Origin of the sequence: Asanoa sp. NPDC049475 (genome assembly GCF_040676915.1) — a bacterium.
GTDB lineage: Bacteria > Actinomycetota > Actinomycetes > Mycobacteriales > Micromonosporaceae > Asanoa.
The window spans coordinates 904,675-928,266 of sequence record NZ_JBFAPY010000003.1 but is presented as its reverse complement, the minus strand read 5'-3'; the positions used below and the strand labels follow the sequence as shown (position 1 = coordinate 928,266).

The 23,592-nt window shown below is 64.6% G+C and carries 13 protein-coding genes; 10 read left to right on the top strand and 3 right to left on the bottom strand.

Annotated features, from left to right (window positions below; translation table 11 throughout):
* Window positions 1-450 precede the first annotated feature (450 nt).
* A complete protein-coding gene (locus AB0J88_RS15480) occupies window positions 451-1,107 on the bottom strand; it encodes a hypothetical protein (protein ID WP_364361127.1) in 657 nt (218 codons plus the stop codon).
* Entirely contained in the window at window positions 1,107-1,679 is a 573-nt protein-coding gene (locus AB0J88_RS15475; RefSeq protein ID WP_364361125.1) for an RNA polymerase sigma factor, read from the bottom strand. The genes AB0J88_RS15480 and AB0J88_RS15475 overlap by 1 nt, the downstream gene beginning before the upstream one ends.
* Before the next feature lie 696 nt (window positions 1,680-2,375).
* Between AB0J88_RS15475 and AB0J88_RS15470 the strand changes: the two genes are divergently transcribed.
* From AB0J88_RS15470 to AB0J88_RS15430, 9 genes are all read left to right on the top strand, one after another.
* Entirely contained in the window at window positions 2,376-2,594 is a 219-nt protein-coding gene (locus AB0J88_RS15470; protein WP_364361123.1) for a hypothetical protein, read from the top strand.
* A 116-nt stretch (window positions 2,595-2,710) separates the two neighbouring features.
* Entirely contained in the window at window positions 2,711-3,172 is a 462-nt protein-coding gene (locus AB0J88_RS15465; RefSeq protein WP_364361121.1) for a hypothetical protein, read from the top strand.
* 24 nt (window positions 3,173-3,196) lie between these two features.
* On the top strand, window positions 3,197-5,092 hold the full coding sequence (locus tag AB0J88_RS15460) for an Hsp70 family protein (protein ID WP_364361119.1): 1,896 nt from the start codon (window positions 3,197-3,199) through the stop codon (window positions 5,090-5,092).
* Window positions 5,093-5,228: 136 nt separating this feature from the next.
* Window positions 5,229-7,001, top strand: a complete 1,773-nt coding sequence (locus AB0J88_RS15455; RefSeq protein ID WP_364361117.1) for a hypothetical protein — start codon at window positions 5,229-5,231, stop codon at window positions 6,999-7,001.
* Window positions 7,002-7,487: 486 nt separating this feature from the next.
* Window positions 7,488-10,589, top strand: coding sequence for a hypothetical protein (locus AB0J88_RS15450; protein WP_364361115.1), 3,102 nt, complete (start codon window positions 7,488-7,490; stop codon window positions 10,587-10,589).
* Window positions 10,590-10,768: 179 nt separating this feature from the next.
* Window positions 10,769-14,212, top strand: a complete 3,444-nt coding sequence (locus AB0J88_RS15445; RefSeq protein WP_364737897.1) for a LamG domain-containing protein — start codon at window positions 10,769-10,771, stop codon at window positions 14,210-14,212.
* A 103-nt stretch (window positions 14,213-14,315) separates the two neighbouring features.
* The gene (locus AB0J88_RS15440) at window positions 14,316-20,732 is read left to right on the top strand and encodes an RHS repeat-associated core domain-containing protein (RefSeq protein ID WP_364361111.1); all 6,417 of its coding nucleotides are present in this window, start codon (window positions 14,316-14,318) and stop codon (window positions 20,730-20,732) included.
* An 82-nt stretch (window positions 20,733-20,814) separates the two neighbouring features.
* Window positions 20,815-21,282 (top strand): DUF1877 family protein, encoded by a 468-nt coding sequence (locus AB0J88_RS15435; RefSeq protein ID WP_364361109.1) that lies wholly within the window; start codon window positions 20,815-20,817, stop codon window positions 21,280-21,282.
* A gap of 163 nt (window positions 21,283-21,445) precedes the next feature.
* Window positions 21,446-22,063 carry an RHS repeat-associated core domain-containing protein gene (locus AB0J88_RS15430; RefSeq protein WP_364361107.1) on the top strand — a complete coding sequence of 206 codons (618 nt, stop codon included), beginning with the start codon at window positions 21,446-21,448 and terminating at the stop codon, window positions 22,061-22,063.
* A 272-nt stretch (window positions 22,064-22,335) separates the two neighbouring features.
* Here the strand turns inward: AB0J88_RS15430 and AB0J88_RS15425 are convergent, their stop codons facing one another.
* Window positions 22,336-23,034, bottom strand: coding sequence for a hypothetical protein (locus tag AB0J88_RS15425; protein ID WP_364361105.1), 699 nt, complete (start codon window positions 23,032-23,034; stop codon window positions 22,336-22,338).
* 79 nt (window positions 23,035-23,113) lie between these two features.
* Here AB0J88_RS15425 and AB0J88_RS15420 point away from each other — a divergent pair, with 79 nt between their 5' ends.
* The gene (locus tag AB0J88_RS15420) at window positions 23,114-23,278 is read left to right on the top strand and encodes a hypothetical protein (protein ID WP_364361103.1); all 165 of its coding nucleotides are present in this window, start codon (window positions 23,114-23,116) and stop codon (window positions 23,276-23,278) included.
* Window positions 23,279-23,592: the final 314 nt, after the last annotated feature.

The following is a 23,592-nucleotide window of genomic DNA, read 5'->3' as shown; positions in this document are numbered from 1 at the left end:
ACCATCGCCGGGACTAAGAACCAGCGCAGCCGCGACAGACATGCCCCATTGTCGCCCACCACAACCGTCAAATCACTTCAGACACGCGACACTAGGTCGGCCACAGGGTTCGCGGATGAACACATGTAACGGCGGGCGGGCAGAGCCTCGCTTGCCTGCCATGGCCTGCCCAGCGCCAGCAAGCCGTCGTCACACCATAATGCCGCTTATGTGGCATTCTCGCGTTCGGGTGTGCCGTGCCACCTGCTCTTAGCCTTGACGAACTTGGCCTGGCGCATGGTCGGCTTCTCGGTCGCTGGTGCCGTCCTCCGGCGGTTCCGGACGCCGGAGGTGACGTGTCGCTCGTCAATCGTGCGTCAGCCGGAACTCGCCGGACGGAACCCACCTGGCGTGGCCACTTCAACGCCGGCGGGCTGACCGATCGTTCCGTCCGCGCCCAAGGCACGATCGTTAGCGCACGGGATCGGACCCGCTGGCGCCGGCGCGACTTTGAGGGTCTCGCGCGCCCCGGGCCTTGGGAATGGGCCAATCACCGTCGTCACCCACGGCTGCGGGGAAGCGCACGACGTTATCCGGCTCCCCAGCCGGCTGAGCCGAGAACTCCGTATTCCACGAGATTTCAACGAGAAGCTTCTTCACCTCGGCATGTCGGAGCGCTGCGGCAGCCTGCAACGCTATACGGACGCCGAGTACGACAGCGGTCACGATGAAAGCCGTTCCCGCTGCTGCGGCGAACAACTGCCAGCCGGTGACCGGCCCGCCCGCGGATGCGAGAATCGCCAACCACGTCCAGCATGCAGCACCACACAGTCCTGCCTGGCTGGCGAAGAACCAGCTCACGGCGCCTGGATAGTACGGAAGCTGTCGGTCGTCGTGTCGAGCGATGGGATCTTTGATCAGTGCCCTGCTCCGCTGACTGCGGCCCCTATCTCGCGAGATGAATCGACGCCGAGACTTTCGCGTCACCCGGTCCTTCAGCATCGCGAACTCGGCGTTGACGTCGAACCACTCCGTTTCGGAGACCCTGGCCGGCAACTGGGCGTAGAGATTGGCCAGCGTGATGGACGTCCGGTGGTGGTCCGAAGCTTTACGCGGCCCTTTATCCATCACCAGGCCTCCTCAACCTCGTCGCTGGGTGAATCAATGATCGTGTAGCGTGGTTCCAACGCACGAAGAATCTCGGCACGTCCACGCTGCCGGTGGTCACGGACGGTGGACTGACTGATACGCAGCTGCCGAGCTATCTCCGCAGTAGTCAATCCCTGGGCAAGCAGAGCGCACACCTTCTGGCGGGCTAGTGGCATGGCTTTGATCACCTTCCAGACCGCATCGAGCGTCTCGTTGCTCAGAGCCACTCCCGCGGGATCGGTGCCGGCAGTGCGGGGGGAGAGCGACTCCTGTGCCAGCCTGAGGATCGCCGAGGCCTCTCGTCTGCTGCTGCGGTAGGAGTTGGCGGCCTTGCGTTTCAGGACAGTGAACAGCCAGGCACGCTGCTCGTCGATCTTCCGCCGCCGGATCACAGCCCATGCCTCCGCCGCGGCCGCGAAGGTGTCCTGAACGAGTTCGCTCGCCACGGCAGCGTTTCCACCCACCAGAAGCAAGGCATGACCGTAGAGATCGCGCGAGACGCGTCGGTAGAGTCGCTCGAACTCATGCTCCTGACTGAGATCACTCAGCATCTAAAGTCCGATCAGGAGGGACCGCAGCCTGGTCGCTTTGGTTGAGGACAAGAACGGCGCGATTTGGCGGCCGCGAGCGTTCGCCGACCCAGATCGCAACCGCCGGTGTACGGGCACAGCCACCGACAACCACCACGCTTCCTCCGGGCGCTTCAGTCAGGACCCGGGCCACGGTGCGCCGGCGCTGCCGCTCCATCAGCAGCGGACCAAGCCATGAGAGCGCCACGACTGCCACGCTGGCTACAGCCACCCCAACCTCGGTCATGCATATACATCACCAAAGCACGTTCAAGCGTCGAGTCCTCCGCGAAATTTGTGCCTCATGGGATCTTGACGGCGCCACCCACAAGGGACTCCGAACGGCTGACGAAGCCTCCCATGGCCACCACACTGTGCGTACGCCCTCGTCGATCACGAAATTTTCGCCCGTCTCGCGCGACCAAGAGGTCGCGACACGTACGGCAAGGCGCTCGGCGACGACAGGCAAACTCCAGCTGGCCGATAGCGCCGCGCTTCCCTGGCTGGTCGCGGTTGCGGCTTGGTGGGTCCTACGTGGGCGCCGTTGGCCTGGCCGGAGGCCAGCGAATCGAGAGTCCGCGTGACTGTAGCCACGGGGTTACGGATCGTGGCATCGTCGTGTATCACTGAATGGTGGATCGAGGAGACGTTCGCCTGGTCGTCGATTACGGCAGTGCGATGACCGCTGCGCTTCTGTCGGGTCCTGATGGTCGGTGGGCTCCGCTGACGGTGGACGGCGCGGCGATCCTCTCCAGTGCTGTGCTGATCGGCCCGGATGGGTCAGTGGTCGCTGGGCAGAAGGCGTGGCGCGCGGACCTCAACGGGCACGGTGGCGGCTTCGTCGCGGATCCGCTGCGGTTGGCCGGGACCAGGCAACCATCGGCGGCGTCGAGGTGACGGTGGCTGACCTGGCGGCTGCGACCCTGAGGCTGGTCGTGGAGGCGGCCCGCGGGATCGGCAGCGTGAGTGAGGTGCGGCTGGTTGTCCCGGTGGGTTGAGGTCCGAGACGGAGAATGTGGCTTCGACAGGCGGCGAACCGTGCCGGTCTTCGAGAGGCCAGCCTGGTCGACGCCCCGGTCGCCGCGGTCGATCTGCTGACGAACAGCGGCCAACCACGGGCTCGGGTCGGGGACTACCTGCTCGTTGTCGACCTCGGCGCCGGGTGTGACGCGACGATGCTGCGTCGAACCCCTGGTGGCTCCGAGACGATCTCCGCTCTCGATGATCGTGACATCGGCGGTGGCGCGGTCGATGATCTGCTGCTGACCCATCTGCGCGTCACGCGAACTGCTCTGCCGAGCTCGTTGCCCTCGCTATCGGCTGAGACCGCGACTGAATCTTGCGCTGCCGATGACCGGGCGGGGTTGGCAAATGTACGGGCCGCGTTGCAGGCGTTGTCGTCGACGCCCGCGCGGGGTTCGGCCACCGAGCGGCGAGCACGGGTTACGGAACGTGCCATCGTCGTGTATCACTGAATGGTGGATCGAGGCGGTGTCGGGTTGGTCGTTGATTACGGCACGTTGACGACTGCTGCCCTCGTCAGCGGCGGGGACGATGGATGGGCACCGCTAACGGTTGACGGCGTTGAGGTCTGTTCGAGCGCGGTGTTGGTGCAGCCGGACGGCTCAACGGCGGCGGGCCAGCAGGCGTGGCGAGGTGACGTCAACGGCCACGGAGGCGGCTTCGTCGCGGACCCTCTGCGGTTGGGGCGCGGGCGAGCCACTATCGGTGGTGTCGAGCTCGACGTGGCCGATCTCGCTTGCGCGACGTTAAGGCTGTTCGCCGACGCGGCTCGCGCCGATGGTGCCGCGGTGCGCGAGGTGCGGCTGGTGGTCCCGGTCGGTTGGGGACCGCGGCGGCGCAGATGGCTGCGTCAGGCAGCAAATCGCGCCGGCCTGCACGAAGCTAGCCTCGTTGACGCCCCGGTCGCCGCAGCGCAGGTCCTGACCAACTCCGCTCAGCTGCAGGCGCGGGTAGGTGACTATGTGCTGGTCGTCGACCTCGGCGCCGGCTGCGAGGCCACGATGTTGCGCCGAACCCCGGCCGGCTTTGAGACGATCTCGGCCTTGGACGATGCCGAAGCAGGTGGTCGCACCCTCGATCACCTTCTCCTCGACCACCTGGACGCGTCGCGGGGTGCGCTGGCCGCGACGCTCAATCGGGCTAGTGTGCCTACGGCCGTACCGCAGGTCGACGATGACCGTGTGGGGTTGGCCAGCGTGCGTGCTGCGGTGGAGGCGTTGTCGTCGGCTCCTGCGGTGACGGTCGCGATGTCGGCCCCGCATCCGCCGATGGTGCTGACCGCAGCCGCTGTCGAGGCCATGGCCGGCCCGGTGTGGAGGCGGGCAGGCGAGCTCGCCCTGGAAGCGATCGCCGCTGCGGACCTCGATCCCGCGCAGGTGTCCGCGGTGATCTGTGTGGGTGGGGCCGCCAATAATCCTGCTGCGGTGCGGGCGGTCGCTGATGCGGTCGGGCAGAAACCGTTGGTTCCGCATGATCCGGGCCGTGCCGCGTTGTGGGGCGCGGCCGGCGCCGCGCCGGCTACGGGCGATCAGGTCGATGCGTTTGATGGCTCCTGGGCTGCGGCGCGGGCCGTGGCCCGTCAGGTTCCCGCCTTGGTCGTGGCCGGCGTGGCGTCGTTGGCGATGTTCGGCCAGTTCGTCTTGCAGGCCGAGCCGAACAACGGCACCCCGTTCAACCACGACCAGACCTACTACGTGATGGCCACCTGGGGACAGCTCACCATCGCCGCGGTCTGCGCGATGATCGCCTGCCTGTCGACGGGCCTGGTTGGGGCGGCGTTCCTCGCCGACGAGAAACGCGTCCCCCTCGACGGGCCACGGGTCGCCGCGGGCCTGGCCGCGGGCACCGCCGGCGGTTTCGGGATTGCAAGCGCCTATGCCGTCGTCGGCAGCTTCCTCTTAGGCCTCGGACCGGCAGCGTTCCTACGATGGTCGGTTCTGCCGCTGCTGCCCGTGCCGGCCGTGATTGCCGTGACCGCGCTGGTAGTCCGGCGCCGCACCGCACCCGTCGGTGGGTGGATGCGCTGGCTGCGCTTCTCCACCATGTCCATCGTGTTCGTCGCGGTAGGGATGGCGTTGCTGCAATACACGTCCAGCATCACCCGCTGGAATGAGCTGATCCTCTACCTTGACCTGGCCGCCCGGGTCGCCGGCGTGCTGATGGGCATCGGTCTGACCCTCGCGGTGGTGTCCCGGCCCCTGTTCCGGATCATCGTCGGTATCCCCCTGACACTGTTCTGCTTCGCGATCGCCGACTGGCGCGGCGCGGGCATCATCGGCGTCATGTTCGCGGTCGCGACCGCGGCCTGGCTCGCCGCCCGGACCTGGACGCTGTCTCGCGAAACAACACCCCGAACTCCGCATGCCGGCTAACGCCAATCGCGGACGCGACCACCGTGACGACGTTCGTCGCGGCGCCAGCCCTGCCGCACAGGACCCGACGAAACGCCGAGGGAAGGCCTGCGCTGTCGCGGTCTCCTTTGCCGTGGTCATTGCGCCACCTGCGGTCGTGACCTGGCTGGCCCTACCGCACAGGCCCACGGTCGAGGATCTCCTGCTGGGAGCCGTGCAGGAGCCCTTGACGCCCGCAACGCTGGTGCTCGTCGCCGCCCTCGGTGTGGGTCTTCTCTGGTGCGCCCTGGTGGGCAGACTTGTCTTTGAGTTGACGTTCCGCCGTGCCCGACCCGGCCGGATGGCCCGCCTACGGCTACCCACTCCTGTGCAGGCGGCGACGGGTGGAGTGCTCGGCGCCTACGCCGTCACCGCCGCGACAACTCCGGCCGCCGGCCATCCCGTCGATGCCACACAGGTCTACCCCGACGACGCAGACCGCCCACCTGGCGGCGCAGCTGCCCCGCCAGCCGCGAGCTCGTCGCCCACCGGCATCGACCTCGCCGACGGAAGCTGGTTGCCCACACCGATCACCGACGCGGTCACAGCAGCCGCGGCCACGGTCTGGTTCCGCCGACGACGCGACTACCACCCCGATCCACACGGCACCCGCCGAAATAACGGACTCGACCCGCTGCCGCGCACCGTGGACGCCATCCAGGCGTTAACGGACCACGATGAGCCGGCGGATTCCGTCGACGGCCTACCCCCGGGACGCCTGGTCATCCCCAACGACCTCCCACCTGCAGGCATCGGCCTGACCGGGGACGGTGCCGACGCCGCGGCTCGAGGCCTCCTGGTCGCCCTGCTGCTCAACCATCCGCAGCCCACGGCAACCAGGGTCCTGACCACCACCGGGACACTCGACCGCATCCTTCCCGCCAGGAATCCCTCGACGACGATTCCAGGCCTGCGCGAGGCCGGATCCATTGAGGATGCCATCGCCGCCCTCCACGCCAACGGTCCCACGCCGCTTACCCTGATCGCTCTGACGCCCGACCCCTCGCAGCAGCCGGCGCTGGCCGACGCCGTCGCCGCCACGAACGCCACCGCGATCATGCTCGGCGGCTGGCCATCCGATCCGGTCTGGAACGTCGATCCGTCCGGACACATCGCCCAACGCCCAACGCTGACCGCCCAAGGGCCACAGCGGTTGTGCGTACTGACACCGGGCGCAGCCGCTGACCTTCTTGAACTGCTACAGCTAACTGCACAGATTCCCGATCTGAACCGCAAGGCACCGCTCGGCGGCGCCATTCCTGTCGCGCGCGGTCCGGGGATTCGCTCCACACCATCTCGGATCCGGCTTGTGACGCTCGGCCCGCCCGCCGTCGAACGCGACGGGGTCGAGGTCAAGGTGCGGCGGTCGGCGGCCTGGCAGGTCCTGCTGTACCTCGCCGTCCACCCCGCCGGCGCGACCAGCCACCAACTCGCCACCGCCATCTGGCCCGCCGAACGACCAAACACCACCATCGGACGCCTCTACACCACCGTCAGCGCACTCCGCCGATCCCTCACCGCCGCCGGCGCCGATCAGGTCGTCGAACACGACGGCGACCACTACCAACTCGACCCCGCCGTGGACGTCGACCTATGGGAACTCGAACGTGCCGCCACCACCGCACGCCACGCCCTCAACGACCAGGCCCGCCACGACGCGCTCACCGCCGTCACCGCCCACTACCGGGGTGAACTGGCCGCAGGACGGCGATGGCCCTGGCTGATCGCACACCGGGAACGGATCCGCCGCACCGTCATCGACGCCTACGTCGCGTTGGCCGCCGACGCCGACCCGCCCACTGCGGCCCGACTCATCGAAGAGGCATCGCAGGTGGACTCAGTCAACGCCTACGTTCGCGACCTTGTCCTGCACGGGCCTGAGCTCCGCTGACGTTTGGCTGCGGTGTAAAACGGCGACCATATAGGTCGTTTTATGCGTCAGCGACTCGATTGGTGGTGCGCTGGTTGAGGTGTAAGTCGGCCATTTATCGCGAGCGTTCCGCTGTGGTGTGTTACCACCTGATTTGGCTGAGAGACGTACCCACCACGCACTCCGGTTCTTTGTCGGCTTTGCGCGAGCTGAATTGTCGACTTTCGCCTGCATCGACGCCGCTACCTCGAAGCCGTTATCAAACCGTGACCGTCGTTTGTGGTCAGACTATTTGCGCTGACTGGGCGGGGTGCGGAGGTCTGGTCGTGACCTTAACGGGAATTCACTCGGTTGCTGGCGCTCCTTGACGGCGGCTGTGAGTCACCTGTGAGATGACCTTCAATATCGACAACTGAGGATCACGGGGGCTCGATGGCGCGGCAGAAATCCGCCCGTTTCCGGCTACGCGCACTCTCACTGCTGGGAACAGGCGTCATGGTTTTGTCTGTGTCCGCCACGGCGGCTGCAGAGCCCACACCCCAACCCCCGGCAAGGGCGACGGCCACACCGCAGGACACGCCCGAGGGACGCGCGCTGACGCAGGCGGCGGCATCCGGCGAGAAGGTTTTGGTTGAGGAGCTGACGTCACCGACTCGGCTGGTGTGGGCGTTGCCAGACGGCCAGTTCGAGGCAAGGCTCGATACCGCCCCCGAACGCCTTCGGCGTGACGGCCAGTGGGTTCCCGTCGATCTGACCCTGGAGCGACGCCCCGACGGCGTGATCGCGTCAAAGGCGCACCCGCATGACCTGCAGATCGCCGGGGCCGTAGGCGCTGGTGACCACGATCTCGCGAAGGTCGTCATTGATGGCGAATCAGTGGCGATGGGCTGGCGTGGGAGTCTGCCGGAACCATTGTTATCCGGCCCAAAAGCGACGTACCCCGAAGTGATGGCGGGCGTCGATCTCGTGCTGGAAGCGACGGTAGGCGGAGTCGAGCAGTTCTTCGTTGTCAGGAGCCCGGCTGCCGCAGCCATGGTGTCGCGGCTGACCATTCCGTTGCGCTCAAGCGGCTTACGTAGTGAGGCTGACGGCGGCGGTCTGATGCTTCGGAATCAGAACGGCGTCGCCGTCGCGGCGGTGCCAGAGCCCGAGATGTGGGACTCTCGTATAGATCCGCTCACGGGCGACCCCGCCCGTACTGCGGTGGTGAGCATGAGCCGGGCCGCCCCGACGGCACGTGGGACCACCGGAACCGACGAACTCGTGCTCACACCTGACCTGGCCTGGATGACGGACAGCGCCACGGTGTGGCCGGTCACAATTGATCCTGCCATCAGCTCGCTGGGAACGACTTTCGATACGTACGTTCGCGAGGACTTCACGGGTGACCGGTCAGGCCAAACCGACCTGCAGGTAGGCCGTGCGGGCGCGACAGGTCCACGGGCGCGGTCGTTCATCGGCTGGGACATCTCGACGTTCACCGGCGGCACTGTTAGTGCAGCCAGCGTGTTCCTTTGGAACTTCTACTCCCAGACGTGCACTCCGACCGAGTGGCAGGTATGGACGACCGGGACCGCGTCGACCTCGACGCGATGGACATCCCAGCCCGCCTGGGAGGTCAAGGAGTCAAGCTCGACGCAGACAAAGGGATTTGACAGCAGCTGTGACGATGCTGCGGTTTCGGCGTCGGCCACAAGCTTTTTCAACCGCGCCGCGCAAGCGGGAAAGACGACCGCCTTCATGGGCTTGAAGGCGGCCAATGAGGACGACGTCAGCTATTTCCGGCAGTACCGCTCACGCGACTACACCACCGCCGCGCAACGGCCCTATGCCACGGTTACCTACAACGCCGGCGCGACCGTGTCGAACCAGGAGACCGTCCCGGCGACAACGTGTGTGACCGGCGCGAGCCGGCCTGTCATCACGGCGGTGACACCCACGCTCTCGGCTAAAGTCACTGACCCGGAGGCCGCATCGGTCAAGGCCGAATTCGAGTGGTGGGCGACTGGCGGCTCGAAGATCGGCGGACTCATCACAGGCGCTGCCGCCTCGGGATCGACCCTTTCGGCCCCGATACCCACCGGCGCTCTGGCAAATGGCGGAACCTACTCCTGGCGCGCACGTGGCAACGATGGAGCTGGGTCGGGCAAATGGTCTTCTTGGTGTGAGTTCCAGGTCAGCGTCGGCTTCAGCATCCCCGTCGCCGGGTGCGCCGGCTCGCTGAGCAACGACTTCAACGCCGATGGTGTCAGGGACACCGCCATCGCTGATTATCGCGCCACGGTCGCCGGCCAAACGGCCGCCGGAGCTGTCTACCTGGTGGACGGCAACACCGGAACCGCGGTCACCCTCGATCAAAGCCTGCCGGAGGTACCCGGCAACGCCTCGGCCGGAGCAGAGTTCGGTCGTTCGCTTTCGGTGTTCGACGCCAACATGGACGGCTGCGCGGACCTGGCTGTCGGCGCCCCGAACGAAGACCTGGGAGGACTGGCCGACGTTGGCGCGGTCTACGTCCTCTATGGATCGCCGGCTGGGGTCGGCAAGGGCACTCCGTCGGCGACCACATTTCGGCAGGCAGAAGGGGGTGTGCCAGGAACACCGGCGACCCACGACCTGTTCGGCTTCTCGATCGCCGCGGGCGTGAGCTCCTCGGGCACCCCATTCCTGGTCGTGGGCGCACCGGGGGAGACCGTCGATGGCAAGTCGCAGGCTGGCGCCACCACCTACCTGCGGCCAGATGTGAAGACGGCGTTCGACCAGTCATTGAGCGGCGGTAGCCCCGAAGCAGACGACCAGGGCGGGTTTGCGATCACGGCCAGCCCGAGCCATTTCGCCGTGTCGTTTCCGGGCGAGAGTGTCGACGCCGGCACAGAGTTCGGTGGCACGGTGTGTGTCTTCAGCCACAGCCTGTCAAGCGGCAAGCCGGCCTCGATCGGATGCGTGACGCAGAACTCCGGCGGGATCAGTGAAACCACGGAGGCAGGCGACCAATTCGGGCGGTCCATTGCGATGGCTCCTTACTGGCCGGAGGGTGACTCACTGCTGGCAGTAGGCGTACCGGGCGAGGACGCCGACGCGATCAGAGACGTCGGGATGGTGCACCAGCTGCGCGTTTCGGGCGCCTCGATCACCGAGGTGACGGCCATGAGCCAGGGCAGCGCCGGCCTCGGGGGCTCGCTCGAGGAAGGTGATCAATTCGGGCAAGCTGTCGCCCTGGTGAATACCAACCCAGCGGTGGCACCCAACGCGACCACCTTGCAGATCGCGGTGGGTGCACCGGGTGAAGACAACGAGACAACGTCTGCTGGAGTCGATAGCGGCGCCGTGCATGTGTTCGCCGCAGGCGCCACACTCATCGCGGCGAAGACGATCGAGCGGGCACCGTCGAAGCTGCCTGGCAATCCCGCCGAATTGGAGTTCATCGGCATATCGATCGGAGCATCGCCGGACACACTCTTGGTCTCCGCTCCCTTTGGCGCGGCCAAAGCCGTATGGGCACTGCGCTGGGATGACCTCGCCGTCGGGACCACCATACCCTCGGGCACCTTCACCCCTGGCAACGGCGGTATTCCTGCCGACGCCATCGCTTTCGGGTACCAGGTGCGGTGAGCCAAATGAAACCAACCGGAGAATCGACGAGCCCGAACGAAGGCGGCCAAGCAATGACAACGGGGAAACCTAGGCTGCGCTGGAGGCGAGGCGCTGCCGTTGCTGCGCTCGTTGCCCTCACGGGAGCGACGCTCGTGGCGGTCCGCCCGAGTGACAGGGATTCAACCGAGATCCGAGCGATGGGGCCAACCACCGAAACCGTGGCGTGGACCGAGGCGCAGGCACAGAAGGCAGCGGCCCGGTCCGGAGCTCGGGTGGAGGTGGCAGGTAAGAGCACCGCGTCCGACGCGACCTGGGCGAATCCCGACGGGACGTTCACGCGCGAGACGCACGCCCAGCCGTACCGGGTGCGGCGAGGCGGCAACTGGGTGCCTATCGACACCACCATGGTTCAGAACCCGGACGGCAGTGTGGGCCCGAAGGCAGCTGCCACTGCAATGCGTTTTTCCGGCGGCGGAGACATGCCGCTGGCCACCGTCTCCAGGGCAGGCCGAGTAATGAGCATATCCTGGCCCGGCGGGCTTCCAGCCCCGATGCTGTCCGGCGACACTGCTACGTACGCCCTCGCTGACGATCTCGATCTCGTCGTCAGGGCATCCGCCACCGGCTACAGCCACGTCCTCGTCGTGCAATCTCCGGCCGCGCTCAAAGACTCGAGGCTGACTACCATCCGCTACGGCCTCAATGGCAAGGACTTGAAGTTCACCGCGACAGAGGACCGGCTCCAGGCGATCGACGCTTCCACGGGCGGCCTCGTCTTCGAGGCGCCCGCGCCGAAGATGTGGGACGCTGGCGATCCGGCAGAACGGGCAAGTGGGGTCGCTGCGACACAGATGCCTCACACAGCCATTCGGGCGTCGATGTCGGTGCGCGTCAAAGGGCAGTCGCTGACCCTGGTTCCGGATCCACAGATGTTGTCACGTTCTGATCTTCGTTTCCCGCTATACCTGGACCCCTTCACTAACCCGACCAGCAATAGCGCGTGGGCGATGGTCGACTCTGGGTATCCCGACGAGGAGTACTGGAAGTTTGACGGCGAACGCGATGAGCGTATCGGCATGTGCAACGTAGGCGATGCAAACAGCCACTGCAACGACTCGGAAGTCAAACGCCTCCTGTACGCATTGCCGACTCCATATCAGAACGATTCCATCTCTGTTCTAGGCGCGTCGTTCAAGATAACGATGATCCACACCTACGACGGTTCGGCCCGTAACGCATCGTTGTACCGCATGGGGTCGGGAATCACCTCGGCAACCAACTGGCGCAATCAGCCCGCCTGGTCAAAGTGGCAAGACACCCGGAACCCGACCGTCTCGCGGGACTCTTGCACATCGACGAATCAGAACGTCACCTTCACCGCCACTCAGGCCGTACAGGACGCAGCCAAGTACAACTGGTCCACCACCACCTTCGGCATCCGCTCGGATAACGAATCCAGCAAGCTGTTCATCAAGCACTTCTGCGACAACGCGGTGCTGTCCGTCAACTACAACAGGCCGCCGGCGGCGCCGACGACGCTCACCTCCAACCCCGGCGGGGGATGCCACACCGGAACGCCAAACAACTCATGGTACGTCTCGAGCGTGCCGAAGCTGTCGGCCTACCTGGCCGACCCGGACGGCGCAGACGACGAAGAGCCGCTCACGGCACGCTTCACGGTTACCTGGACACCGGCCGGCGGCACCCTGCAAACAAAGCAATGGGTCTCCGGCACGAAGGCCAACAAGAGCACTTTCGATTACAACCTCGCCACTCCAACAACAGGCGTGCCCAACCTGCCCGAGAACGTGGTCGTTTCGTGGTACGTCGAAGCATCCGACGGGACAACCTGGAGCGCGAAATCGGTCACCTGTGGCTTCATCCTTGACAAGACGAAGCCGACCGGCGCTGACATCGACTCCCCCGAGTACCTTATGGCCGACGCCGCGGACGCGACCCCCGCTTGCGTCGAAGAAGACGAATGGATCGCTGGTGTCGGTCGCTACGGCACCTTCACCTTCGACTCGGCCGCCACCGATGTCGTCTACTACAAGTACGGGTTCGACGCCTCCCCGACCACGGTACTGACACCGGCCACAAACGGCGGGCCGGTCAGCGTCTCCTGGATTCCGCTGACCGAGGCACCCCACTTCGTCAATGTCATCGCCGTCGATGTAGCGGGCAAAGAAAGTGACGTCTCCTCTTGCACCTTCCGCGTGGGGCCAGGTGCGGCCCCGGTTGGTCAGTGGAAGCTCGACGACCTGGCCGGGTCAGCCCAAGCCGCTGACTCAGTCGGCACCAGCCCAGCAACCGTCGGCAGCGGCGTCACCTTCGAGTACGCAGGCCCCGGCGGCCCCGCGCACCGATCAGCTCTACTCGACGGGTCGGACGCCGGCTACCTCACGACGTCGAACGTTCGCATCGTGGACACGTCAAAGCCGTTCACCGTTGGCGCATGGGTGAAGATCAATGACCTAAGCACAACTGCGGCTGCGGTCTCACAGGACGGTACGGGCGAGCCGGGATTCGTTCTCGGCTACAGCGCCACGACCAACAAGTGGACCTTCCGCATGGCGGCGACCGATCTTGACACAATCAGCGAATGGTCCGTCTCTAGCGCCGGGCAGGCGACAACGGCCTGGACCCACCTGGCAGGTGCGTTCGACCCATATACGAAGACGATCCAGATCTATGTAAATGGTCATCTGTCAGGGTCAGGCTCAGCGCGATCGGCGTGGGCGTCGCACGGTCGCCTCCAGATCGGGCGGCAGACTAGCAAGACCGGATACACCGCGACCTGGCACGGCGGGATAGCCGACGTTGCGGTTCATGGACGGCTTCTCATTCCTTCGGAGATCAGCCTGCTCGCGGAGCCGCGGTTGCAGCGTCAGGTCTACTGGGCCATGGACAGCAACGTCGCCATCGACGACAGCCCGGGAACGTGGAGTATCTCCGAGGACGTCTCCGAGGGGGCGCAAGCTGATCCAGCCAAGGACCTGACGCTTCATGACGCTGACGGTCTTTACACCCCCGACCTGGACAACGAGCCCTGGCTCGAGTATCCACTCGTCGGCGCCGGTCACATGAACCTAAACGGAACCGACGAGTACGCGTCGACGAGCCTGCCGCTGGTCGGGACGACGGGCAGCTACTCGGTGACGACACGAGCGAAGCTCGCCGCCGACTGCACCTCGAATCAGGTAGTGCTGTCCCAGCCAGGCGTCAACGTCAGCAGATTCGTCGTCCGCTGCGCCGACATCGGTGGAGGGCAACGGCGCTGGCAGCTCGCGATGGCCGAGACCGACAGTGCGACGACCGCATGGACGGTGGTGACCAACGACCTGGTGATTCCGGATCCCGCAGACACTGACGGATCGCATTTGGCAGTGGTCTACAACGCCATCGCCGAGCGCGTCCAGCTCTACGTCGACGGCCAGCTAACAGCCGCCGCGAACGTGCCGCACCACGCGGCGGAGTTTGGAGCGGACAAGGGCCTGCAGGTCGGGCGAGCACTCACTGGCCCACAATCCTACGGTTCCTATTTCTCGGGCGTGCTCGACGAGGTCCGCGTCTACGCGGGCGCGCTGGACCCGGTCACGATCATCCGGCTCGCGAGCTTGACCCCCCAGTCCGATATCTAGCCCGCTTCCGTGGGTGGCCACCGGGGCTGGTGGCCACCCAGGTCAGGATCCTTCGGCGCAACTCGCCGTGCCTCATCCCTTCCCTCACAGGTGGTGTTTGACGATGAGTCTGTCCGGCGGGCGATCCCGCACAACCTTTTCCCGGTTCACTAGGTACGTTGCCGCCGCAGTCACGGGCATGGTGGTCGCCACCACTCTGATGACGATGCCCGCGGCCGCCACAGCCGTCGCGGTGGTCGATCGACCGGCCCCGGGGGTGCCCGCGCAGCCCGCACCAGCCGCGGGAGTGCGGCTGAAGGCCGAGAAGCCTAAGCCCGACCCCACAGCAGAGAAGACCATGCGTGTCGCAGACAACGTGGCCTGGCCCGTCGGCGGCGCCGCGGAAATTGACGCCGCACAGACTGACAGCCGACTCCAGAACGTCGGCGGCCTCTCCATCGACGTCGCGACAACAGGCAGCGCTGGGAGAGCACGGGTCGACGCGCCGCGACGTGCGAGGGTGCAAGTGTTCGGCCAAGCGACGGCCAAGTCGCTGAGGGCTGACGGGCCGGTGTTTCGATTGCACCGTCCGGACAACGCCAACGACGCCGCGGTACGGGTACGCGTTGGATATGAGCAGTTCGCACATGCGCGCGGCGGTGACTGGGGAGCGCGGCTGCAACTGGTCGCGCTACCAGCTTGTGCGCTGACCAGCCCGGAAAAATCCGAGTGTCGGACCAAACGCGTCCTACCCACGGTGAATGAAGCCGGCGGCCAGGTGTTGTCGGCCGACGTCAACCTATCCGCGAATGAGTCCAGCGCGATGCTGCTGACCATGGCGGCCAGCCAGTCCAGCTCCCAGGGCAGCTACAAAGCCACGACACTATCTCAGTCGTCCTCGTGGTCCGTTTCGATGGCCTCGGGCGCTTTCGCCTGGACCTATCCGATCAGCGTACCCACCACCGCTGGAGGCTTCGGTCCACAGGTCGGACTCGCCTATTCCTCCCAAACTGTCGACGGCCGCACAGCGGCGACTAACAACCAGGGCTCCTGGGTCGGCGAGGGGTTCGGATACGAGCCCGGTTACATCGAGCGGCGTTACAAGCCGTGCAAAGACGACGGGCACGACAACTCCGCCGAGCAGTGCTGGGCGTTCCAAAACGGCGTCATGATGTTGTCTGGCCACTCCGGTTCGCTGATCAAAGTCAATGACGACCAGTGGAAGCTCTCATCCGACGACGGATCCAAGGTAGAGCGCCTCACCGGGATGACGAACGGGGACGACAACGGCGAGTACTGGAAGGTCACTACGACCGACGGGACACAGTACTTCTTCGGGCGCAACCGGCTACCCGGATGGGTGGCCGACAAGGAAGAGACCAGGTCCGTCTGGACGATGCCGGTGTACGGCGACGACGCAGGCGAGCCGTGCAACGACTCCTCGGGCTTCAGCTCCTCGTGGTGCCAGCAAGCCTGGAGATGGAACCTGGACTACGTTGTGGACCCACGCGGGAACGTCATCTCGTACTTCTACGGCCGCGAGACGAACTACTACGCACGCGAAGGCAAGACCAACGTCGACGGCACCATGTACCACCGCGCCGGATACCTGAGTCGGATCGACTACGGCCAGCGTCACAACCAGGTGTACTCCACGAACGCGCCCGCTCGGGTTGTCTTCCACACCGACGAGCGTTGCATCAGCACGCCTGACGTCGACTGCGATCCGCAAGACCTCAACGAGAACACCGCCGCCTCCTGGCCGGATGTCCCGGAGGATTTGGTTTGCGCCGCGAGCTCCCACTGCGAATGGACCCAATCGGCCGCCACATTCTTCACCAGAAGACGGCTGACGAGTGTGGAGACCCAAGTCCGTCAAGGATCCGGATGGCAGCCAGTCACTTCCTGGACGCTCGACCACGAGTTCAAACGCAACGACGACAACTCGCGCACGTTGTGGCTCAAAAGCATCACGCAGACAGGACACTGGGGCGGCACCGCCGTACCACTTCCGCCGACCGAGCTGTACGGAATCCAGCTAGACAACCGCATCGTGCGCGACAGCGATCTGCTTGGCCCGTTAATCCGATACCGGCTCGCCACGGTGAAGACAGATTCAGGCGCGCAGATAACGATCAACTACAAGGCCGCGGACTGCAACAAGGACAACCTGCCAGCGCCGGGCAGCTCCACCCGACGGTGCTTTCCCGTGATCTGGAATCCGCTCGGCGGTGACGAAGAAGACGAAGACACCGACTGGTTCCACAAGTACGTGGTCGCGAACGTCGTGACCGACGACCTCGTCGGTGGCAACGACGACATGGTCAGCTCCTACGACTACAAAGGCGACGCCGGCTGGCGTAAGACCGAGCCGGACGGCATCACCAAAGCCGAAGACCTCACGTGGTCGGACTGGCGTGGCTACGGTCAAGTGATCATGCGCACGGGCGACAACCAGACTCTGTCGACGCGCTCGGATCATTTCTTCTTACGCGGGTTGAGCGGCGGAAAGAAGGCAGATGGCAGTCGCCCACCCGTAACGAGGACGGACTCCACCGGCACGTCCTACACCGACTACGACGAGTGGTCTGGCCACGAGCTCGAAACCGTCATCTACAACGGGTCCTCCGTCGTGTCCAAGGAGATCAGCCAACCTTGGCGGCGCGTCACCCACACACAGAACGAGACCTGGGGAGACCCGCTCGCCGTTCTCGTCCGGACCGCAGCGGTCCACAAGCTGGTGGCTATGCCCAACGACCCACAAGGCAACGAAGTCTGGCGGGAGACGAAGTCGGCTTCCGCCTTCGACGCTCGCGGTCGGATCACCGGACTCGAAGATCTCGGCGACTTGAACAAGAGTGGCGACGAAACCTGCACGCGTACCTGGTTCGCCGACGCCCCCGACAGCAATATGTACACGTTGGTATCCAGGATCCAGACAGTCTCTGTCAAATGTGACGTCGCCGACCCCAACCTGGCGACGCACCTGCTATCCGACACCCGTACCAGCTACGACTTCAAGCCCTGGGGTGCCGTTCCAACGACCGGTACCGCCACATTGACCGAAGATCTCGACAAGTACGACGGCGCCAAGATCGTCTACATCCGGAAGTCGGAGACCCTCAGCGTCGACGACTACGGTCGTCCCACCGCGACCAAGAACGCGCTCGGAGGGACAACCACCACCCAATACACCGACACCGACGGACTAAACACTCAAGTTAAGGTCACCAGCCCGGCACCGTTCAACTTCGTCACAACCACGACGAACGATCCCGGAATCGGTCAGCCGACGTCGATTGTGGATGTCAACCTAAACCGCACGGACCTGGTCTACGACGCCCTCGGGCGGCTGTCCGCAGTGTGGCTCGCGGACCGCGACAAGTCCCAGAACGCCCTGCCGACAATGAAGTTCACATACAAAGTCGCCAACGACAAAGCCACCGTGGTCACAACGGAGAAGCTTCGCAACGACGGCACCTACAGCAAGTCATACGAACTCTACGACGGGCTGCTCCGGCGCAGGCAGACTCAGTCGCCAGCCCCCAACGACGCATGGACCTTGACCGACACCTTCTACATCGGAACTGGCCAGGCGGCACGGACGAACGACCCTTACGTAGCGACGGGCACCGCCGGAGAGATGCCGATCGTTACCGCGGAAGGGTCGGTCAACGGGCACACCACGACCTACTACGACGGTGCTGGTCGCCCGATCCTCGGCGTGTACGGCGTTGCGGGTGACACGCTATGGTCTACGACCACAAGTTACGAAGGCGACCGTACCCATGTCAGCCCGCAGAACGGTGCCGTACCAACGACCGTCGTCACCGACGCCAAGGGTCGGACGATCGAGCACCAGCAACACTTGGGCGACACCGCGAGCGGGCCTGCCCAGATCACGCGATACACCTACACACCATCGGGAAACCTCGAGTCGGTTACCGATCCGGCGGGTAACCGCTGGGTCTATCACTACAACCAACGCAACCTACGCGAGTGGACCGAAGATCCTGACGCGGGCGACCTGCGGTTCGCCTATGACGCAGCGGGCAATCTCACTACCAGCACCGACGAGCTCGGCAATGTGCTCTCGTACAAGTACGACGAACTTGGTCGTAAGACCGAGATGTGGCAGGGACAGGTCGGCAGCGGGACCAAGCTCGCTGCGTGGATCTTCGACAGCCTGGCAGGGAGCAAGGGACAGCTGCACTACAGCCAGCGATTTGTTGGCTCTGGCACATACACAAATGTCACTGCGATGAGGGACAAGCTCTATCGGCCGACGAAGGTGTCGTACAGCTTCCCGTCAGGTGATGTCGGACCGCTCTTGGGCAAGACCTACCAGTTCACTACCGCATACAACGTCGATGGCACGGCACAGTCAGCAGGTTTCCCAGCCGCCGGAGGGCTTCCTGCCGAGGCGGTCGCGGTCAGCTACGACGGCCTGATGCGGCCGACATCGCTCACTGGAACAAGCACCTACGTGACCTCGACGCTGTATAGCGACCTGGGGGAGCTCCTACAAGCAGAGCTCTACACCGGTGGAGCGAGTAAGAAGGCTTGGCTGGGGTGGGAGTATGAGCGCGGGACATCTCGGCTCAAGCGTGCGAGGTTCGACCGGCAGGGCGTTCCCACGACCGACATGGACATGCGATATGCGCACGACGACGCCGGGAACGTCCTGTCCATCACGGATTCCGCCACCACGCCCGGCACAACGGATACGCAATGTTTCGTCTACGACGATCTGCGCCGACTCTCGGAGGCTTGGTCGCACAACAGCAACAAGCCCTGTGATGACGGCGCGGCGCAGACCGGGGTCGGCGGGCCGGCGCCCTATCACCAGTCGTGGACGTTCGACGCTGCTGGAAACCGGGACTCGGAAACGATTCACTCCGTCAGCGGTGGCGTCGACACCGTACGTGACTACAGCTATCCGAACTCGGGACAGCCTCGACCTCACACGGTCACTAGCATCGCCGAGACCGGACCGGCAGGAGATCGCAGCTACGTCTATCAATACGATGGTTCGGGTAACACTACCTGTCGTCCGTCGGGCGCCACTAGTAACAGCTGCCCTGACGCCGCGGGATCGCAGAAGCTGACCTGGAACGCTCAAGGACAGCTCGCCACGAGCAAGAACGCTGGCGGACAGGAGACCACATATGTGTATGACGCGGATGGCAATCGCGTAGCGGTCAAGGAGCCCGGTGGCAGGACGACGGTATACATGCCTGGCATGGAATTGGCGTCCAACGGTGTCACCGTCACCGGTACCAGGTACTACAGCTTTGCCGGCAAGACGGTGGCGGTTCGCACCCCGTCGGGTGTGTCGTTCGAGGCCGCCGATCATCACGGAACCTCAAGCGTCTCCGTCAACGCCGTTAGCGGTGCACTATCCGTGCGGCGCACGACCCCCTACGGCGCAACGCGTGGCACACCGCCCGGATCCTGGCCCCACCAGAAGGGATTCGTCGGAGGAATCCAGGATCCGACGGGTCTCGTACATCTCGGCGCCCGCGAGTACGACACGACGACGGGCAGGTTCGTCAGCGTCGACCCGCTCGTTGATCCGAACAACCCCAACGATTTGGGCGGCTATTCGTACTCGGCGAACAACCCATCTAGTTTCAGCGACCCAGATGGCCGGAAAATTGCCCCGGATGACGACGACGGTGGCTACATCCCGTTGACGCAACCCACCAAGTCAACCGTGGTCGATCAGAATGGAGTTCCCCACGTTCTTTCCGGAAAAGCCGACAGTGATGGCGCCGAGAAGGGTCTCAACTTCCTCAATGAACAACTCAAGACGAGCGGAAACTACATCGACGAGAACCGAACCGGATCAATTTATGTGCTCCAGAACGATGCCGAAACCGAGAAGCTACACCCAAAGGGCGTCATCACCGGAGCTGACGGACAGCCGACGGTAGCCGGCACCACTGCTGATGCGGTCAAAATTTCGTACATTAATGGCGAAATTGTGAGCGTCGACACGTACGACCTTACCGGCGGTGGCGAGGGCCGCACCGATGAACACGTCAAGACGGTCATGAAAAAAATGCGGCTCGATGCGAAGCAGCAGACGCAGAACGTTGTATTCGTTGCGCAGAGCGAGGGCCAGTTCGGCGAGATGCGGCAGCGGTTCGCGGGGAATGAAAACGTCCGTGTCATCTACCCGGAAGGCGGCTTGGACACCGGCGAGCTCATCAGCAAGACGCACGCGGCTGCGATGAAGACGCGAGGCGTCTCACCCCGGACGGCGGGACAGGCCGGCAAGGTACGAATAGGTCCCAAGTTCATGGGCGCTCTCGGTGCATTGAATCTGGTTAGTGACATCTACATGATGTACCAGGTTGGCGGAATCGTCGCCGAAGAGGATCCAGTAGTGAAGGACATCAAGGTAAACATGTTGGCGTGCAGCATGTGGATGCCGACGTGCAAAGACATGAACTTCTCTGACGGATACGTTTACACGTACGACGGATGGGAGTGGGTCAACACCGGGAAGAGGTCGAGTTCGGGGCTCCATGATTAGCTAGTCCAAGATCAGGGTCGCCTTCGCCCCGAGCGTGCCAACGGGTACGCTCGGGGCTGCCTAGGTTGAGGAAAGGTACGTAGTGAGTATTCTCGGTTCGCTTGTCCGCGTTTCCCCGAACTTGGTCGAAGAGCTGCGCTCGCCCGGTGCAGATCCATACGACGTGATCAGCGAGCTCGACACTCAAATCGATCTAGACAGGTACTGGGATGTTCTGCGGTTCCTATTGGATGCCGTAGATGTCCCGATCAACCCGATGCACAGCGGCAGGCCCTACCCGAATGCCGAGGACGCCTGGGGCCATGACCGTAGTTCGTGCCTGCTCACCACGGACGAGGTGCGCCAAGTCTCGCACTTCCTTGAGAAGACACCCTTCTCGGAGGTCGCAGTTCATTTGAAAGACGCGACCAAGGTCCAGCTTTACCCGATGAACCGACAATGGAACAGTGAGCTCATGTTCGACCGGGTAAAAGTTTCGTACGATGAGATGGTGGAGTTGTTTCGAGAGGCTGCCCGCAATGGCGAATGCATCGTCTACTTTGCAGCGTGAGAAGCACATCTTGGACGACATGACCGCCGTAGTCTTTCTCTCGAACTGTGTATTGGGCCTACGGCTGATCGATCGGCAACCGGTCCGGTGCTCGCCTGGCCGAGATGCTTAACAGATCCTTCAACGGACGGGGCGGGGCTGGAGCGCCACCGAGATCGGGCTCATGCGCAGCCCCGCCGATGCCGGAACCCTGTGCTACGGCTGGCTCGGCGGCAAGCAACGCGCCGCCGACACCCCCACCGGCGTCATCCTCATGGGCGTGCGACTCTACAACGCCACCACCGCACGCTTCCTGACCGTCGACCCCGTCACAGGCGGCAGCTGCAACGCCTACGACTACGCATGCGCCGACCCGATCAACGGCTTCGAGCTTGACGGCAAGCGATGCGCCAAATGGCTACGGTGGGCCTGTCGAGCCGCGTCCGCATTCGCCTGCGGCTGGACCTGCCGACACCAATCGTGGATCGCCGGCAAGGCCGCCCAGGGATACGCCCGGCTCGGCGGAGGCAGCTGCTCGATGCGATACGGTCTTCGCACCTGCTCGGGGACGACCCCGTGGATGTATCCCCGGGCCGGCATTACGATCGGCGACACCTACATCACCGGTCGCAAGCGCAGCGCCATCAGCCGCGGCCGGATCGCACACGAGAGCGTCCACCGCTCGCAATGGCGCAAGTGGGGATTCTCCTTCATCGGGCTCTACGCCGCGTCCGGCTCCAACCCGTGCAAGAACCGATACGAGCGTCAAGCAGGTGTGAGGCGAGGAGGCTACCGGTGCTGAACCGCCGCACATCCGGCCTGCTGTTAGCCGCCGCTGCGGGGCCACTCTTGCTGGCCGGTTGCTACATGGGCGATCCGGAGGGAGACGCCGCCGGCGTCGTGTCCGTTGACGGGCACATCGCGGCTGCGGTCCCACGATGCAGTGACGAGTACGTCGAGGGTCTGAAGGTTGAGGAAGGGCCTGCTCGGGCGAAAGATATTGCGCCGTGCCGATCACCGGTTGGTTGGGGCGGCGGCCATCCGCGTACCTGTTCCGGGCGGCGGCACCCGCGGCTATGGGGTCGACGCCGTCCGGTACCTGGGTCGGGCAGCAGCGCGCTCTCTGCGCAACGCCTCGAGCACCCGACCCGGCGGCAGTGCGCACGCGGATGTCAGCGTTCGGGCCAGATTGTGGATCAGGTCGTCTCCGAGCAGGACGAGCAAGACGCGCCACGGATCTTCCGAGTCGGGGGCGGGTCCAATACCCTGTGCGCGCGCTACGGCGGAGAGAGGCGAAGTCGCCGTGCCGGGCTGGCGGATCGGCGCGACATCCATCGCATCGCACCAGGGCTCGAAGAATTGGATCTCTGGACGGATGTCGACGCCGCCGTCGCCATCTGGCAAGGGGAGGGTGTGGCCCAGGCGGACATGGGCCGCTAGCTGGAAGCCCGACGGCAACACGACGCCGTCCAGGAGATCAACGCCCGGGATGCTCACCTTGAGGTCGAAACCATTGCCGTCGGCCATCCCTCGCACTGCAGTCACGACCTGCCGGCTCAAATAGAGCCCGCGGACCACGGCGGGGCCCCGCTCGTGCACCGCATCACTGGCCACGGTGAAGGGCTCGGTGTCGTCGTCTGGAAGATCATCATCCCAGTCGTGGCTGACGGTGGCATCGTTGAGCGGCGCGTCGCCGTATGAGGCCGGCTCGTAGTCGCCGTCCTCACTGCCCGCGTCCTCTCGCGGTCGGTCGCCGCTATCGAAGCGGTCCACGTCTGCCATCGTCGCAACAACTATCGATCTGCGGCCATACTGCGCTAGGCAACGCGTCGCAAAGAATGTCTTTACCTCAGTGTCGGGCAGCATCTGCAAGGTCCTTGATCGCTCGCAGGAGGTCAGCGAGCGCACCGGTCGCGGGCTGCATTCCGTTGGCGGCGAGGGCCAAAGCGTGAGCGACGCGCAGGATCTTGCCGCCTTCTTCAGCATTGCGGGCCTCACGGAGTACCGGGATGAGTAGGGCAACTGCCTGCAGCTGGTCGGGTTCTGGGCGCGAAGTGATGGCGCGGGTGTGTCGGTCCCAGGCAAGTAGGACGTCTGCGGCCGCGCTGTGCCGGAAGCCCTCGTCAAGGGCTCGGTCCCAGCTGTTCTCTGTCACGGCTCTACGCAACTAGGTGCCGGATGGACGCGTCAACCCACCATCGACTCCTGTGGATAACGTTGTGGATTTCGCGGGGTTCCGTGCTCGTGTGAGGTCGTGTCAGGTCGTGTGAGGCGGTGTCAGGTCTGGATCTGTGCTGGTCGGCCTTGTGCTCTCCTACGGTCGGGCTACTA

Excerpts from the sequence above, each read along its gene's own strand:
- AB0J88_RS15480 (WP_364361127.1), bottom strand. The coding sequence starts at position 1,107 with ATGGATAAAGGGCCGCGTAAAGCTTCGGACCACCACCGGACGTCCATC.
- AB0J88_RS15475 (WP_364361125.1), bottom strand. The coding sequence starts at position 1,679 with ATGCTGAGTGATCTCAGTCAGGAGCATGAGTTCGAGCGACTCTACCGA.
- AB0J88_RS15470 (WP_364361123.1), top strand. The coding sequence starts at position 2,376 with ATGACCGCTGCGCTTCTGTCGGGTCCTGATGGTCGGTGGGCTCCGCTG.
- AB0J88_RS15465 (WP_364361121.1), top strand. The coding sequence starts at position 2,711 with ATGTGGCTTCGACAGGCGGCGAACCGTGCCGGTCTTCGAGAGGCCAGC.
- AB0J88_RS15445 (WP_364737897.1), top strand. The coding sequence starts at position 10,769 with ATGGGGCCAACCACCGAAACCGTGGCGTGGACCGAGGCGCAGGCACAG.
- AB0J88_RS15440 (WP_364361111.1), top strand. The coding sequence starts at position 14,316 with ATGAGTCTGTCCGGCGGGCGATCCCGCACAACCTTTTCCCGGTTCACT.
- AB0J88_RS15430 (WP_364361107.1), top strand. The coding sequence starts at position 21,446 with ATGCGCAGCCCCGCCGATGCCGGAACCCTGTGCTACGGCTGGCTCGGC.